Origin of the sequence: Oceanobacillus sp. CF4.6, assembly GCF_051262635.1 — a bacterium.
Taxonomy (GTDB): domain Bacteria; phylum Bacillota; class Bacilli; order Bacillales; family Amphibacillaceae; genus Oceanobacillus.
In genome coordinates this window covers 169,085-185,268 of sequence record NZ_JBIMEX010000004.1, presented here as the reverse complement: position 1 = coordinate 185,268, position 16,184 = coordinate 169,085, and the positions used below count along the sequence as shown (strand labels likewise).

The 16,184-nt window shown below is 35.6% G+C and carries 16 protein-coding genes and 2 pseudogenes; 11 read left to right on the top strand and 7 right to left on the bottom strand.

What is annotated here, in order from left to right; all coding sequences use genetic code 11:
* The first annotated feature begins 161 nt into the window (after nucleotides 1-161).
* Together ACHABU_RS09030 and ACHABU_RS09025 are read left to right on the top strand one after the other, a co-directional pair.
* On the top strand, nucleotides 162-479 hold the full coding sequence (locus tag ACHABU_RS09030) for a winged helix DNA-binding protein (protein ID WP_435764505.1): 318 nt from the start codon (nucleotides 162-164) through the stop codon (nucleotides 477-479).
* A 1,285-nt stretch (nucleotides 480-1,764) separates the two neighbouring features.
* On the top strand, nucleotides 1,765-2,130 hold the full coding sequence (locus tag ACHABU_RS09025) for a hypothetical protein (protein WP_435764504.1): 366 nt from the start codon (nucleotides 1,765-1,767) through the stop codon (nucleotides 2,128-2,130).
* A 2,766-nt stretch (nucleotides 2,131-4,896) separates the two neighbouring features.
* On the opposite strand, the pseudogene ACHABU_RS09020 reads toward ACHABU_RS09025, so the two are convergent.
* From ACHABU_RS09020 to ACHABU_RS09010, 3 genes and pseudogenes are all read right to left on the bottom strand, one after another.
* Nucleotides 4,897-5,127 (bottom strand): annotated as a pseudogene (locus ACHABU_RS09020) (ATP-binding protein); the annotation flags it as partial.
* 2 nt (nucleotides 5,128-5,129) lie between these two features.
* The gene (locus ACHABU_RS09015; RefSeq protein WP_435764503.1) at nucleotides 5,130-5,453 is read right to left on the bottom strand and encodes a winged helix-turn-helix transcriptional regulator; all 324 of its coding nucleotides are present in this window, start codon (nucleotides 5,451-5,453) and stop codon (nucleotides 5,130-5,132) included.
* Between the two features lie 116 nt (nucleotides 5,454-5,569).
* A complete protein-coding gene (locus ACHABU_RS09010) occupies nucleotides 5,570-6,136 on the bottom strand; it encodes an NADPH-dependent FMN reductase (RefSeq protein WP_435764502.1) in 567 nt (188 codons plus the stop codon).
* A gap of 197 nt (nucleotides 6,137-6,333) precedes the next feature.
* Between ACHABU_RS09010 and ACHABU_RS09005 the strand changes: the two genes are divergently transcribed.
* Complete coding sequence (locus ACHABU_RS09005) at nucleotides 6,334-6,666, top strand: winged helix-turn-helix transcriptional regulator (RefSeq protein ID WP_435764501.1); 333 nt, start codon at nucleotides 6,334-6,336, stop codon at nucleotides 6,664-6,666.
* Between the two features lie 335 nt (nucleotides 6,667-7,001).
* Here the strand turns inward: ACHABU_RS09005 and ACHABU_RS09000 are convergent, their stop codons facing one another.
* Nucleotides 7,002-7,598, bottom strand: a complete 597-nt coding sequence (locus ACHABU_RS09000; RefSeq protein ID WP_435764500.1) for an NADPH-dependent FMN reductase — start codon at nucleotides 7,596-7,598, stop codon at nucleotides 7,002-7,004.
* Nucleotides 7,599-8,267: 669 nt separating this feature from the next.
* Here ACHABU_RS09000 and ACHABU_RS08995 point away from each other — a divergent pair.
* The 4 genes from ACHABU_RS08995 (at nucleotide 8,268) to ACHABU_RS08980 (ending at nucleotide 11,697) form a co-directional block, all read left to right on the top strand.
* Nucleotides 8,268-8,420: a pirin-like C-terminal cupin domain-containing protein gene (locus ACHABU_RS08995; RefSeq protein ID WP_435764499.1), complete on the top strand. Its 153-nt coding sequence runs from the start codon at nucleotides 8,268-8,270 to the stop codon at nucleotides 8,418-8,420.
* Complete coding sequence (locus tag ACHABU_RS08990) at nucleotides 8,417-9,625, top strand: MFS transporter (RefSeq protein ID WP_435764498.1); 1,209 nt, start codon at nucleotides 8,417-8,419, stop codon at nucleotides 9,623-9,625. The genes ACHABU_RS08995 and ACHABU_RS08990 overlap by 4 nt, the downstream gene beginning before the upstream one ends.
* A gap of 338 nt (nucleotides 9,626-9,963) precedes the next feature.
* Entirely contained in the window at nucleotides 9,964-11,016 is a 1,053-nt protein-coding gene (locus tag ACHABU_RS08985) for an LLM class flavin-dependent oxidoreductase (protein WP_435764497.1), read from the top strand.
* 135 nt (nucleotides 11,017-11,151) lie between these two features.
* The gene (locus tag ACHABU_RS08980; RefSeq protein ID WP_435764496.1) at nucleotides 11,152-11,697 is read left to right on the top strand and encodes an NADPH-dependent FMN reductase; all 546 of its coding nucleotides are present in this window, start codon (nucleotides 11,152-11,154) and stop codon (nucleotides 11,695-11,697) included.
* Nucleotides 11,698-11,920: 223 nt separating this feature from the next.
* Here ACHABU_RS08980 and ACHABU_RS08975 read toward each other — a convergent pair whose 3' ends face one another.
* Nucleotides 11,921-12,778, bottom strand: coding sequence for a pirin family protein (locus tag ACHABU_RS08975; RefSeq protein WP_435764495.1), 858 nt, complete (start codon nucleotides 12,776-12,778; stop codon nucleotides 11,921-11,923).
* A gap of 229 nt (nucleotides 12,779-13,007) precedes the next feature.
* On the opposite strand from ACHABU_RS08975, the gene ACHABU_RS08970 reads away from it, so the two are divergent.
* The 4 genes from ACHABU_RS08970 to ACHABU_RS08955 all read left to right on the top strand — a co-directional run bounded on the left by ACHABU_RS08970 (nucleotide 13,008) and on the right by ACHABU_RS08955 (nucleotide 14,487).
* Nucleotides 13,008-13,091 (top strand): hypothetical protein, encoded by an 84-nt coding sequence (locus ACHABU_RS08970; RefSeq protein ID WP_435764567.1) that lies wholly within the window; start codon nucleotides 13,008-13,010, stop codon nucleotides 13,089-13,091.
* Between the two features lie 123 nt (nucleotides 13,092-13,214).
* A complete protein-coding gene (locus ACHABU_RS08965; RefSeq protein ID WP_435764494.1) occupies nucleotides 13,215-13,565 on the top strand; it encodes a hypothetical protein in 351 nt (116 codons plus the stop codon).
* 234 nt (nucleotides 13,566-13,799) lie between these two features.
* Entirely contained in the window at nucleotides 13,800-13,973 is a 174-nt protein-coding gene (locus ACHABU_RS08960) for a Vpu (protein WP_435764493.1), read from the top strand.
* A 238-nt stretch (nucleotides 13,974-14,211) separates the two neighbouring features.
* Nucleotides 14,212-14,487 carry a hypothetical protein gene (locus ACHABU_RS08955; RefSeq protein WP_435764492.1) on the top strand — a complete coding sequence of 92 codons (276 nt, stop codon included), beginning with the start codon at nucleotides 14,212-14,214 and terminating at the stop codon, nucleotides 14,485-14,487.
* Nucleotides 14,488-14,858: 371 nt separating this feature from the next.
* Here ACHABU_RS08955 and ACHABU_RS08950 read toward each other — a convergent pair whose 3' ends face one another.
* Together ACHABU_RS08950 and ACHABU_RS08945 are read right to left on the bottom strand one after the other, a co-directional pair.
* Nucleotides 14,859-15,680 (bottom strand): GIY-YIG nuclease family protein, encoded by an 822-nt coding sequence (locus tag ACHABU_RS08950; RefSeq protein WP_435764566.1) that lies wholly within the window; start codon nucleotides 15,678-15,680, stop codon nucleotides 14,859-14,861.
* Between the two features lie 74 nt (nucleotides 15,681-15,754).
* Nucleotides 15,755-16,075: pseudogene (locus tag ACHABU_RS08945) on the bottom strand (IS1595 family transposase); the annotation flags it as partial.
* Between the last annotated feature and the right edge of the window lie 109 nt (nucleotides 16,076-16,184).

Here is a 16,184-nt window from a genome sequence, read left to right as displayed (position 1 = left end):
TGAAATAAGATGCTTAAAGTAAATGGTGCGTTAGTTTAACAAGCTATTTTGTTAATAAAAGGGACGAAGAGAACATTCTTCGTCCCTTTTTCAATGCGATTTATACTGTGATTTTGGGTGTAAAAGCTGTGTGATTTACCGTGTGATTTTGTGGGGCACCGTTGAAAAAAGAAGAGGAGCCATTAACAAATGAGATGATTTCGAGTTTGTGGAACCTGGAATTAACCAAGACCATGAAACGTCTGAATAAGTTCACACGCATTAGGTTATTGGAAAAGATTAAAAGCCCGCATGATGGACGAGTGGTTCATTACGTCTTAAACGAGCTTTATTTCCAAAAAGGGAAGACCACCACAAAACCAAGAGAAAAGTTCGTGAAACTATTCCAAAACAAACTGAGCGATGTCATTAATGAAGTCGAAAAGATTAATGAATTGAAGAATCGCCATCGTAAACCAAGACGAGCATACATAATATGATCGGACTCTTGCATTGCGTGATGCCCTACTTTCATATCGAAACCTATTATTTAGTATCCAACCCAGATGAATCGATATTGCAAGAAGGAGTGACGCTGCTCGAAGCCTTAGAACGAAATCCGAAAGCATTAAAGCATTTGTCTGAGAGTCACATCGGTCATATCCTGGGTATGAGAATGCCAACCGAAAAACCATTGATAACTACATGGATATCTTGCAAAAAGCAGGCGCGGTCATGGTATTAAAGTCAAAAAACAAAACCCGGTACTTAATCCATCCTGATTTGAAGTTCCGTTTGGATCACGATGGTATGGATAAATATACGCGCCATATTCGTGCGATGTGTGAACAGCACGATAACTGAGAAAGTGGCCCTATAACGCACTGCACCCCAAAGGTTAGAGTTAAATCTAATTTGGGGTGCATTTTATGCCTGTTTAGTTGCCTTTTTATTTGGGTATGCTTGAATAAAAACCGTTCTCTCATGGTAATACTTTTTTAGCCGAACTGTGCTGTGTCGGACATACTTTCCAATAAATATAGCCGTAAATAACCAATAAAACCCGTTCTCTGGTGGGGTCACTTCTCTTAAAAAAGCGTTCTCTCATGGTAATACTTTTTTAGCGAAACCGTGCTGTGTCGGACATACTTTTCAATAAATATAGCCGTAAATAACCAATAAAACCCGTTCTCTGGTGGGGTCACTTCTCTTAATGAAAGCGTTCTCTCATGGTAATACTTTTTTAGGCAAACCGTGCTGTGTCGGATATACTTTCCAATAAATATAGCCGTAAATAACCAATAAAACCCGTTCTCTGGTGGGGTCACTTCTCTTAAAAAACCGTTCCCTCATGGTAATACTTTTTAGCCGAACCGTGCTGTGTCGGATATACTTTCCAATAAATATAGCCGTAAATAACCAATAAAACCCGTTCTCTGGTAGGGTCACTTCTCTTAAAAAACCGTTCTTTTATGGTCATACATCGATCTCAACCCGTCCTCTAGCTGTCATACAACTCGAAAAAAGCGTTCTCTGGTGACATACTTCTTAAAAGAGTTATCCACAATAGAAACCTTTTAAAATACTTATCCACAGGTAATTTTCCGACCTTGTCCTCTTATATCTTGTTCCAACTCTTTATTAATAGAGAGGTGTGCGTCTACGGTGCTTAAAGCACCGTCCCCTCACAGGTATTCACATTGTTGTCGTTTGGTTTTATTTATTTTATAATTTATATAACATTTTATACCTAAATTAAAAAATAGAAAGGTGCGTTATGATTATATGATTTGTTCTTATTGCAAAACTGAAACACAAAATAGTAATGTATGTGACTTCTGCCGTGCCGATCTGCATGCAAAACGCCCTCAATTAAACCCGAACTTAGATGACACAGCAAGTGATTACACGCAACCACAATTAAAAGAACTACACACATATGATTTAATGCGCCTATTAAGCCATATACGAAAAGAACGTTCCGATATGTATAAAACCATGCAAACCGTCAGAAAAGCCCCCGACGAAGCTAAAATTGGCAATTATGACGAAGTTAACGAGGTTGGACAGCAAATGTATCAAGAACTCACCACAAAAAAGAACATCATCGAACAAATTCTGGTGGATCGTATGGGATATTACCCTCAATGAGCCGATGATAAGCTCTGAAGTGCTTTAAAAAAGAGGTCACGAAAAAAACAGATAGGCAGTTCCTATCGGGGGGAATGTAGTGACCTTGCCACAATCCTGTGAACCGTCCTTGGTATTGTTATTAGATATATCATGCTTCTGAGTGTTATCTAAATCTAATACATTGTTCTCAATAGATGCTTCAACCTCATTGGAAGAGAGAATCCGTTTTACCACTTCGTCGTTCTCAGAGATACTGTGAGCTCTGTGTAAATATGGTTGTACCTTACATTTGACAAGGCAATTTGCTTGAATACATTTGTACAAAGAAAGAATAGTTTACGGATAGTCAAAACTTGATATCTATTTGTTTAAAAACTTTAAGGGGAAGGTGAAAATAACTTATAGGTATTCGTTCCGTGTATTTTTTGTGAAAATGTGGTATGATGGTAGTATAGAAACATACAATAAAAAAATGACCATATCGTAGGAACTGTGGTCAAGTAGATACTCATCCTTCTGATAGGGGATTGGCGTTATCTAATCTAAAAGAAAAAATAGCCCTTACCCATTGGAGACAGGGGGCTATTTTTGCGTTAAAAATAGCAACAACGCCTGCAATTCTGTTCAAACTTCCTGTTACTTCGCCTCTATTACAAAATACAACGAAGCCCTAGGCGACGAATCCAGGGCATTATAAAGATCAACCACGGGAACCCCGACGCAGGGTTCCTATTATATTAAAAGGCGTTCTCTTATCGTTGGGGGGAACGTAGCTAACTAATAAGAAGAATATAGGTTGAAGATAGCCCATTAATTAAAAATTAATTTTTTCCCCTTGAATGAATAAAGCAAAGCGAATATACTAAAACTATAGATAAGGTGACGCGCGGTTACTTGTTCGGTGTTTCGCCACCATAAGTGCGAGCTCTAAAAGTGGGTGTCTCACTACCATAAACGTGAACTTTAAAAGCCGGTGTTTCGCCACCATGAGTGCGAGCTTTAAAAGTAGGTGTTTGACCACCAAAAGAGCAAATATATATAAATATTCAACTTGTAGCGCCCATTTCGCCGTCAACTCGATGTGGTGCGCCAGTAATAAATTTGTTTTCGTCAGATGCAAGAGGAAAGATTTGAAACCCTTACCGGTGGAACATAATAAGTTATTCAAATTGACTAGGGCGTTATCGCCCTGGTCTTTTTCCTATAAACAATAATATGTGCGATTGGCGTAAACCGATCATCTGATCCTATGAATCACAGAAAAAATTGGGGATCGCTAACATATAATCGTGCATTTATTTTTAATGAATACGCTTACTATTGTCCCTACTTGGTTCCTTTTAGGGCGAAAAAAGTTCCTTTTTCGCCAGGAAAGTTCCTATATTAGGATTATTTTGCATGCACGCAAGTAAAATTTTACATGAAAGCGCTCTTATTCACAGGAAAACACACGATTCATTTTACTTGCATGGATGCAATATCGCTTTAGTGGTTCCTGCTTTGCTAAAAAAGTCCCTCCAATGTCCCTGCATTTTCACGCAAAAAAGGAATATGCGAATGCTATTATATCAAGGGGTCACAGAGTTATGTTCCTTGTTTCCTACTTTTTTAAATGAAAAACTATAATAAAATATTATATATACACACATGTCACGCATATAAAGTTTTCTCGAAAAAAACAAGGAACCGAGGGACATTTGTCAAACTTCGAGAATTTCCGGGGGCAATTTGCGGTTGAGGTGTTGAAAACTCCCACAAGCAATTATTAGGTTTTTCTTTGTGACCCTTCTTGTTATTCGTCAAATCGCTCTAATAGGCTTTATGTGCGTCTTTAGGACGCGCGTGGGGGATTTTATCCAGCGGATACGAAAACGTCTTTATGACCCCTTATTTGCATCCTCAAGCCTTGTCTCTGTCAGACACGGTGTTACCGTTGTAGATTGAGTTTGGCTGATCTTCGTAGCGTCATTCAGCGTGCGAAGATATGAGCTACTGATTGGCGTATGGAACATGCGTGCATGTGAATCGCTCACGGAGCGTAGTTTGAATGCACGATGTGAAATAATAATATACTCGTACTTTTTCAATTGAGAGTGTCACAAACATCATGCGCATGGACTCCTGTGACATAGTGCCGTAAGGTATTTGTGGCTTTGAAACAATGTTTGATAATTTATAATAAAAGATCGATAATTTAATAAAGTTTGATACAATTATGTTGATATGCGGGATTCTCCCGCAAACGGGCCAGATTGCGGCATAAACTCCTTTCATTAAAATTGGATATTTATGTTAAAGTTTAGAAAAGATTGTGAAGGTTTGTACTTAAAGTAACGGGCAGGTTAGTTGAAGAGTGTTGTTTAGCTTATGTTCAACAATCTGGCTATATTATTGAACAACTACCATTATAAATTGAGGGTTAAAACAATTAAAGGGATAACCATAAATTAAGAACACTTTCCATTTCTACCACCATACATAGTATCCTTTTGTATACTATATCACTTATAAGTGCGTACTTCTTAATATGATATATATGTGTAATAATAATATTGTAAGTTAAAAATAAAACGATAGTATAAACGTATATGATTTTTCGTAAGGTAAAAGAAGAATACGTTTGAAGAGAAAGGCTGATTACAGCCAATGAAATGTACCATCCTTGACATATTTTTTACCACTGGATGACCAAAAGTGTACCAATGAATGACAAACTGTTTACCACTTCATACCTTTAGGATGATCAAAGATTAAAAAACATAGTTTTTTGGAATCAAAAATGTTTTACTTGTTATACAAATTTGATTGGTTTTTAATAAGAACAGTCTTCCGTATCATTCGTATACTGGTTGCCTCTTTATCAAAAGTGAAGATTTCACTTCGGTGTAATAACCTGTCCAGGATTGCCGTGGTTAGGGTTTGGTCCCCTAGGAACTTCCCCCATTCACCAGGCCCTTTATTGGATGTCAGTATAAAGGCTGCTTTATCATATAAGTAATACACAAATTTAAGAAATTTTAGCTAGTTTGCTCGGTTCTCTCCCATTTATTTGACCATTTCTCTATCTCATTCAGAATTGGCTTAAAGGCTAAACCTTTTTCTGTCAAGGAATACTCTATTCGAACAGGAGTTTCTGGATAGATAACCCGTTTAACAATTCCTAGCTGATCTAATTCTTTTAGCCTTTCGGACAGTACTCTTCCACTTATTCCTATTGAAGATTCAATACTATGAAAACGTTGTTGTCCGTCTAGCATCGTATAAATAATTAAGCCATTCCAACGTTTACTAAAAATATTTATTGCTTTCTTAAAGCTGGGATTAACCATACATTTATTCATTTTTAATCCCTCCTAGCGCGTATATTTGGGCAAGCAGGTATTCTGATTATTTCTGTTCGTTTGCAGTATTTTAATGAACCATCAGCTATGAAAATACTGATGGTTCAATCATTTCTTTAAAATTCGTATTGTGCTTCTTTTGCTTCTCGAATATTTTTATAGGTTTCGGTTAGTAAAACTGTGTCTTCCACCAATCGTGCAAGACGGAAGAAAATATCATCATTTACTATTTCTTTACGATGGAAATTTTTTTCTTCTATAAAGACATAAGTTTGAACGATTTGCGCCTTCATATATGAAAGAATTGGTTTTAATTGTTGTTCAGCAATTAAGAAATGTTTCGGTGACCCAGATGTAATGACCATGCTGACAATTTTATCTTGAAAGGCATTCGCAGGTAGTAAATCCAACAAATTTTTAAGCGTTGCAGGAATAGACGCTTGAAATATGGGGGTACCAATCACAATTGCATCTGCTTCCATCATAGCTTTTGTAATACGTCCAGTATCACCCTCATACTCTAAATAATTTCGACCATCACTAAATCGAATGTCCATTTCCGCTAAATCGATTAACTCCATCTCAACAGTTGAATAGGATTTTTTAAATTCTTCAAAGACGGCATTCATAGCCGTACGCGTTTTTGACCCAACAATTGAACTAGAAATAGCTAATACTTTCATGTTATTCAGCCTCTTTCTTTGTAAATTTTTAATCTCAGGTTATATTTTTGTACCAATTAACTAAATTGGATATTGTTTATTGACCCACTTTTAAATTAATTTTGTTAATGTTATTATGAACTTAATAATACATTTTATAAAGTACGCACTTTAAAGTAGTATAGTATCCTTTAGGAAACTATGAGGAGGAAACACGAATGGAAAAGAAAGCAATGGCGTGTCAAGTCGATGGGGCATTAGAAATTATCGTAGGAAAATGGAAATCGATTATCTTACTTTTGTTATTTGAACATAAAGTATTGCGTTTTAATGAATTAAAACGTGCAATTCCTGGTATCACACAGAAAATGCTTACAACACAATTACGTGAGTTAGAAGAAGAAGAAATCGTACATCGAGAAGTTTATCCACAAGTTCCGCCAAAAGTAGAATATTCCATTACGGAGTATGGGAAAGCGATTGAACCTGTTTTAGATGCGATGCATGATTGGAGTATTTTGCATTTAGAACATAAAAAAACTTCAAAATGAAAAACGCTAGCTATTTGCTAGCGTTTTTCATTTTGGGGTCCTGCCGATAAAAATTGGATATTATACGCTAAGAAAATTTTAGCCTAAAAAAGTCGAATTCTTATAAAGGAACCGACTTTTTCATATTGGCTTGTTGAACTAAAGCGTCGTTCAATCGACCGTTTTTGGTTATAGAAAAGGGGTCCTCTAAAAATTGTCACTTTAGGAGTTATTTTTAAGCGTTATTTTAACTATAAGTAAATATAAAAAATCCCAATTTCTCATCATTATATTGAGAAATTGGGATTTTCATTACTACAGAAAACCGCCCGATTATTGAAAATCATTGCTTAACCTTATTCAAGATAAGCAACCATGTGCTTAATAAACACGAAACTTGATACCTCATATCTCTTAATCAAATCTACAAACGTATCGACGACTGATTGTAAGAATTGAATAGTTCCCTCATTCTTAACTTTGCCGTTTTCATCCAATAAAGCTGCAACATTACTAAGATAAGCTTCCGATTGTTGAACCACTGGCATATTTAAGCATACAAGTATTTGCCGCAAATGATGATTTGCCCCAAATCCACTTAAATTCCCTGGGGAATGGCTGATAATCGATGCCGGTTTGTCATTCCATACATTCGCTACTTTAGGACGTGAACCTACATCTATCGCATTACTTAAAACAGCAGGTACAGAACGGTTATATTCAGGTGTTACAAATAAAACAGCATCAAGCTCCTTTATTTTGTTACGAAATGTAGTATATTCTGCCGGAACATTATTTTTATCATCATAATCCTGATTATATAAAGGCAAATTTCCAATTTCGATAAATTCTGTTTCAAATCCTTTAGGGAATAATTCTGCAATATTAGCCGCAACTTTTTTAGAAAAAGATTCTTTTCGTAGGCTGCCAACTAAAATACCGATTTTTGTCATTTTATATCAGCCTTTTGATTACGGCCATAAGAATGTACCACTTCTGTCAAATTTTTTTACCAGCAATCGCCACTAGATTTACCACTTATCGCCAATATAAAAAAGCATATATCCTCCGTATTTTAGCGAGGAATTAGGCTTATGATCTTCCGTAAACGTGCCAAATTGTTAAAGATTAGTTATTATTATGTCTTTAGTTAAACTTTAGTTATAACTCCACATTGATAGACATTATGATTATAAATCTATATGAATCATTTTTGAATAAGAAACTGTATGAACATTATATTTATACACATTTGTAAAACTGTGTTTTTAATTAACGAATCAGGTTAGCGTAAGAGGGGGTGGAAAAATAATCGAAGTCATATATATGCCTTAATTTCGAATATGCGATTCGACGATTCTTCGTTAAAGAAGGTTTGTTTTGTATTTGTGACTTTTACTGATAGTTAACCCTCTTACAATTTACTTTCAAATTTTTGTCGTCTGAAACCCGCTCCATGACCCATGGTTTCTTCAAAGAAACTACCACACATTAAAGTGCCTACTTATTATTTTGATACTAATTTGGCATAATGGATTTTGTTGATCACAATAATTAAAAATCAACTCAAACAAATTAATAGGAGGAATTTAAAATGAAACATTCACAGGGTCATCGAATCAGTGCATTGGGAACCACATAATCCAGTAGTTGGCAGGAGCCCATTCGTTATGAATACGGAAGAAGAAATTCGACAAGCATTTGAAAATTATAGAAACGGTACTATTTTGAATCAATCCAGTAAAACGAGTAAAGAAAGGTGGAATAATAGATGAAAAAAAAGGTATTATTGATTATCGCTTTATTTATAGCTTCGCTAAATCTACGTCCAGCAATTAACTCAATCGCCCCTTTACTTGAGAACATTACAACAGATCTCGGAATGAGTGCAGCTGTAGCTAGTTTGTTGACCTCCATTCCAGTGCTTTGTATGGGTCTTTTTTCTCCGCTCGCCGTTAAAGCTAGTGGGAAATGGGGAATTGAACGGATAATAGGCTTATCGCTTGTTATTATTGGGGTTGGTACTGTTATTCGTTTGTTCACTGATTCTGTATCACTACTAGTCACAACAGCTTTAATTGCAGGTATCGGTATCGCTTTGATAAGTCCGCTGTTGTCTGGTTTTATTAAACAGCATTTTCCTAATAACGTACCTTCTATGATTGCAGTATATACCGTAGCACTAACTTTGGGGGCTGCATTCAGTTCTGCTCTCTCTACAACGCTAGAGAATAGCTTCAACTCCTGGCAGACTTCCCTTGCATTTTGGGCAATTATAGCATTCGTAGCTGCAGTTATCTGGTGGTTGTTTGTTAATCTACAAGTCAAAAAATCAGCTCATACTGCTTCTGCAGGGACAAAAATTCAATTGCCGTGGGGGAACGGTAAAGCATGGATTCTTACATTGTCCTTTGGTCTTATGGCTATGTTATTTTACTCAATTACTGCATGGCTACCTCAAATTATTCAAGGAATGGGGTACACTAAAAATTACGCAGCAATCGCATTAACCATATTCGTAGCTATGCAAATACCAGTTAGCCTAGCGCTTCCAATTTTGTTAAAAAGGTTCCCCTCCCGTCGTTTGTGGTTAGTTGTGGAATCCGTAATAGAACTTGTTGGACTCATTCTACTCGTACTAAATGTTGAACCATTGCTAGCTTCTGCATTTATAGGTATTGGAGCAGGCGGATTGTTTTCTTTAAACCTTCTTCTACCAATCGATGCTACAGGTAATGCCCAAGAAGCAGCCTCTTGGTCAGCCATGACACAATCTGTTGGTTATGTAATTGGTGCATCAGGTCCTGTCATTCTCGGTTGGGTTTATGACACAACCAACAGCTTTGCTTCTGCGGTTGTTGGAATGGTTGTGATTGTTCTAATCATGATTATTGTTCAATTTGCAGCAACCACAAAAAGAAGTGTTAACACCCTCAAGGGAATAGCACAAGATGGTGGTAATAAACAGTCCATCATTTAAGCAAGATCATATTACAGGTTTAAGGGAAACGGAAGTAAAACAAATGGACTATGCACCAGAACGTGAATGAACCTTCCGATAAACGCACCTTTAATTTAGTCATGAGCAGTTGGAAGGGACCCTAAACCTTGGGTCTGCATCTCATGAGAAGCAGTATGGTGACTGCATGACTATTTAGAGGAAAAGATAAAAAAGCAGTATCCAAAGAGAAAGAATACATTTTTTAATGAAAACTAATTCACAATATACTAGAAATAATATCTAATAAAGAAATTCTACAGTGTATTTCAATTTTGTATTAAGGAAAGATAATTATATGACTGAAAGGGGATTGCCTTATGAGCAAGACAAATCAAGAGAAGTTTGAATTTGGTATCTATACTTTTGGAGAAATGATTCCAGATCCTATTACTGGAAAAATGATTTCTGCGGAAGAACGTATTCAAAATATAACCGAGACAGCGAAGCTAGCTGATGAAGCAGGATTGGATATTTTTGGCTTAGGGGAACATCATCGTTTGGATTTTGCGGTTTCAGCGACACCTGTTGTGTTAGCAGCGATTGCACAAGCAACAAAAAATATTCGATTAGCCAGTGCTACAACTGTATTAGGGACAGCAGATCCTGTAAGAGTATTTGAAGACTTTTCGTCATTAGATTTAATTTCAGGTGGGCGTGCGGAAATTATGGCAGGTAGAGGAGCATTTATTGAATCGTTTCCTCTTTTTGGCTATGACTTGGATGATTATCATGAACTTTTTGAAGAGAAATTACAATTGTTACAAGAATTAAATAATAATGAACGTGTTACATGGCAAGGGAAGTTTCGTTCGCCATTAAATAATAGCGAGATTGCACCTCGACCAAAACAAAATAATATTCCTATTTGGAGAGGAGTAGGAGGAACCCCTGCAAGTGCAGCTCGGGCTGGGCAGGCTGGGTTTGGAATGGCACTCGCTATTTTGGGAGGTAATCCTCTTAGCGTAAAGCCTTTAGTAGAAACCTATCGTCAAGCTGGGATTTCGGCAGGACACGCAGAAGAGGATTTAAAAGTTGCAATCACAAGCCATGGCTATATTGGCAAGACTGCAGAGCAAGCTGTGGATGAATTTCACCCCTATTATTCAAATTATATTAAATCAATGTTTAGAAGAGGTGTTCCTAAAGAGCAAGTGGCAGCAGCTGTTTCTAAAGACAATGCACTTGCTGTTGGAGGACCTGAAGAAATCATTGAAAAGATTCTTTATCAATATGAATTATTTGGACATGATCGCTTTATTATGCAACTTGATATTTGTCAGCCGGTTTCCCAGGTTGAAAGTGCGATTGAATTATTAGCTACTAAGGTAATGCCAGTAGTAAGACGGGAAATTGAAAAACAAAAAAATTAAATAGTTAAATAATGAACCTAAATCAAGTCTAAATGCCCCTTTAGTATCTTTTGTATACTATACCACTTTAAAGTGCGTACTTTTAAAAGGGACGATTATTAGTAATAGTAACATTGAGAGGAAGGCTGATATAAAATGACAAAAATCGGTATTTTAGTTGGCAGCCTACGAAAAGAATCTTTTTCTAAAAAAATTGCAGAAAATGTTGCGGCTTTATTCCCTGAAGGATATGAAAGTGAATTTATCGAAATCGGAAATTTACCTTTCTATAATCAAGATTATGATAATGAAAACAACGTTCGGGCAGAATATACTACTTTCCGTAACAGAATAAAGGAAATTGACGCTGTTTTATTTGTAACGCCTGAATATAACCATTCTGTACCTGCTGTATTAAGTAATGCACTGGATGTCGGTTCCCGTCCCAAGACGGATAATGTATGGAACGGCAAACCAGCAGCCATTATCAGTCAATCTCCAGGAAATTTGGGAGGATTTGGCGCCAATCATCATTTACGCCAAACACTAACGGCAGTAAATATGCCGGTAGTACAACAGCCCGAAGTCTATATTTCCAATTCAGCGAAATTATTGGATGAAAATGGCAAAGTTAAGAATGAGGGAACTATTCAATTCTTACAATCATTCGTCGACACGTTTGTTAATTTGATTAAGAAATAACAAGCGTGAGATAATTTCGATTCTTTTAGAAAGAAGATTAAATGTTCACTGGCTGAAGGTAAAGATAGAGGTTGGAGCATATAGCAGAAGAAATTCTGTTTTATGCTCCAACCTCTTTGTTTCAGAAAATAGAAAAAAAAGACAAACTCCTGACTTTAAGGATAATGACACGAGCAAATTACAACAATTTCAATGAGTTGATCAAATTCAGACCGTAAACTCCTTATTCTTCTAAAGTTTCGAATTTACCCTCCTGATAATCCCGATAAGCCTGTCGTATTTCTTCTTCTGAATTCATTACGAAAGGTCCGTGTGCTACAATAGGTTCTCTGAGAGGGTCACCTGCAAAAAGAACAAGTCGTAATTTTTCGTTTGCAGAAATGTGAATACTGCTCATTTCCCCATCATTTGCGGAACCTAGCCACATTGCTTGCCCTTTTTTCGCCTCAACTTTATTTTCACCAAATGTTCCATTTCCTTCTAATACATAAATATAGCCATTATAGGTACCAGGAAGGTCTTGACTAATGGATGCTCCTTCGTCCAACACCATTTCTACAAATGTGACAGGTGCGTAATTCAGGGTGTTCGATACAATATCTCCAGACGAACCTGAATATACTCGAATTAAGGCACCGTTATCTTGACGAACAGGCATATCTTTTGCGTGCATATTTTGATAACGGGGTTTTACCATTTTATATTTACGAGGTAAATTAACCCAAAGCTGAAGAAGATGAACTGTTTCACCGTCAAGTGGTGATTCATTATGGATCACTCCTCTACCGGCAGTCATAAATTGAAAGTCTCCTTTTTCTAGAATTCCACCTGCTCCGGTAGCATTGTCATAATGATTAAGCCTTCCGTCAATGATAAATGTTAAGGTCTCTATACCACGATGAGGATGCTCACTAAATGCACCTTTTTGAAATCTATCTTCCATTAGTAATAAGAACGGATCATAATCTACCCAGTTGCCAGGCGCAAGGATAGGACTTGCGGTATGAATATTGCTTATTTTTTGTTCGGTTACTGTCCATACTTTTTTTATTTCACGACGTTTAATATTTTCGGTATTCATATTATTTGCCCCCTTTATATAATCATAATAAACCATTAAAATCAATAATATAAGTATGCACTTTTAAGATATATAGTATGTAAAAGGATACTATTGGAGGTAAAGATGAAAATTAAACCTGAATATTGTAAAGTACACGATGCTCTTTCCATCTTGGTTGGGAAATGGAAACCTATCATCTTATTGTATCTAATGTCGGAAGGCACAATATTCTATAACAGAGTATGGAATGACATTGAAGCAGATTTTAGATTCAATGCACGAATGGAGTATGGAACATAAAAAGAGAAAATTGAAAAATACAAGGAATTAACATTTCCTTCCTTGTGATAATGAAGACAATTGTTCTTCAACTAACTGGTGCGATAGCACAATAAGAGCAATCGCCTTTTACTGTGCTATTTGGCAGGATTATTGAATATAGAGGGGTGATGTATTGATAGGTTATATTATCGGAATTGCTGGGATTATGATATCCATTTTAATGATAATATTATTTGTAATCGGGCTTTGGAATAGTAAAATTCACTCATTTAATGCTGGTGTATATTTTTTTCTACTACTAATCATACATGAAATTTATTCATTCGTCGCACCACCTTTAATACAAGATTATGTTGATAAGCTAATAGCCGAAAATAAGAAACCGATGATGGGAATGACTATTGGAGAATTAGTAGCATCCTTATCACTTATTCCGAAAATGATTTTATTGCTTGCATTTATTTGTTTAATTTATGGTTTACGTAGGCTTTGGAAATTAAAAAGTACGTCTCCCGAAAAGTAACTAGTGAGATACTGTACGTAAACAAAACCAGCTAATAGAAGCTCGTTTCTTAGTGCGTTAACTTGGTGCAAGAGTCGAAAAAGACAATCAGAATTTGATTGTCTTTTCTTTTTCTAATAATGTTAGGAATATTATGTTAATGTTAAATGAAAGGCTGTTGATCTATCTGGCAGTTATATTTAATAATAAAAATCAATGAATTTAGAGCTAAAAATGAAAGGAGGAGAAATCACAATGGCAGATTTTATGCCCATAATTATAATAATATTGAATTTGATAATTTTTATTGCTGTTATTGTTGGGATATTCCTCATAGTAAAATACACGCAATCTAAAAATGAGTCTAAAAGAGAGTTAAAGGAAAGAATTGAACGATTAGAAGAAGAACTGGAAAAAGTTAAAAAGTAAATAGATGTAACTTAGGTTTAATTCCATAATAACAACCAATAGGAGTTTTTAGCTTATTAAAGAAACTGGTGCGATAGTTTAACAGGGAGTTGTCGATGCGGCAGCTCCTATTGTGTTAAAGTGGCGTATAGTTCAATAAGATATTAGTTCTTAGGGGGTGTTTTAAATAAAAAAAAGAATACTAAGCATTGTTCTGTTAGGACTGCTTTCATTTGTATTAGTTGGTATAACGCCATTATTGGATAGTAAATCAGTTCAATCGCATGAGGAATTATCAAATTTAAGAGAAGAAAATTATATTATGGAATTAGGGTTTCCTATTCCCTTTTTAAAACAAGGCATACCACCGCTTGACCCTCCTATGCCATATTCATTTGGATTTAGCTTTTGGGACTTTAAATCAATTGATAAATTAAATTACTTTTATTCTGTTGGAATTGTATTTTTAGTATTAGTAATTATTAACGAATTGATTAGAGTGTTTATGAATAGACAAAAAGATATAAGCACTTAATCCTTGATTCAACAATCTGGTGCTTTAGCGTAAGAACCATTAAGTGATTTTAGGAGTGAGACATATCTTAGTTATTCCAGAATAATACGCTTTAATTAAATAAAGATCACAGAAATGATCAAACTTTTTTATAGGGCTACAGTATTTCGGTGTTTTGTGTACATTGGAAAGAATTCCTGATGGGTGTAAGCTGGCGCACTCAGGTCCGTATTTCAGATAGGCGTGTGTACAAATTTATTGATGTGTGCAACAGAATATTGAAGGACGCACAGAATGAAACACCTCGTATGTTCTGTTGTACATAATAGAACTGGTCGTTAAAAGACTACCAATTCCGTGTTTTACTTATCCAAGTTATTCAAAGACACTCTTTACTTCAGAGAAGATTTTGTTGTTTTAAAATTTTTAATTTCTTTAATATTCTCTGCACTCAAATGAAACCATTCCCCGTTTATTAACTTATGCTGATATTTCTTATGGAAAAATGTTTCCAACGAATCTACATTTGAACTTTTGATCGTATGAATAACTTCCCATTCAAAAGGCATTTTAAAAGGAAAGAATATTTTGGTTTTTAAGTTCTTAGTTTTTCCAATCTTAATAAAACCCTTATCTTTCTCTTGAAGGAAATACACACACATAACATGATCAGGTTTTACCTTCTCTCTTCTCCTTGGCTTAAAAGGTAGCGAATCTTGATAAAAACTGCTATCTATTATTATGGATCGGTTTGATTTGTCTTTTAATCGGAAGAAATAATAATCTTTAGTAAAATACTTCGATAGTTTTAACGTTTCATGCCAGTCTGTTACCCACTCCAACTTTAATTTTACTTTTTTAACTTTTTCCTGTTTTAAAAGGGTGGTTATTAATTCTATTGTTTCAGCATCGTACATTACTTTATTACGCAAAAAAGTGTATAAGGTAACGGCTATTTCATATCGAATGACCTTCTTTTCAGTAGGAAATTGTTCAATTAAGAACGGAATAACCCAACAAATATCATTCAAATTTTGGTTTGTTAATTTAAAATTTTTTAACCAATAATTCACGGTTTTTAAAGCATCTTTACGATGGTTAAATTGCCCATCTTGTAAATATCGAATAATCCGTGCTACAACTCCTATTCCGTTCCATTCTCGAATTTCCTTTGGGGATAATCGGTTAAATTTCTCTTGGGTAATCTTAGTCATAATCTTCACCTCTGACCCAGTCATTTCCAATACTCTTGGAAATTAAGCCAGCAGAATATTATTTTTTTGGTATTAGGGTAATTTTCGGTGCCACGACCGCGCTTTTCAACTTCAGAAGGTGCACCAAAAAAGGTATCATCAAGCTCTACTATTCCAGCTAGCGTATATTCTGCATCACGTTTTCTCATAGCCTTTCGGATTTTAAGAAGCATAAGCCAGTCAGTTTTATAAGTCACTTCAATTTCTTCCGATATTCTGTAAGCAGAAATACCTCTTTTATCATGGGCAATTAAATAAATAGCTAGAAACCATTTTGTAAGATTTGTACGTGATTTCTCCAAAACAGTTCCAACCGTAACAGTGGATTGATAACGACATTTCTTGCATTCGTAGAGATAAAGTTTAATAGCACACCGAAAAAGGCTCTTTTAGACGGAAATGTGCAAGCATTTCTGTCCGGTATTTCAGACAGGTGTGTGTACAGATAAATGGCGGTGTGTGTAC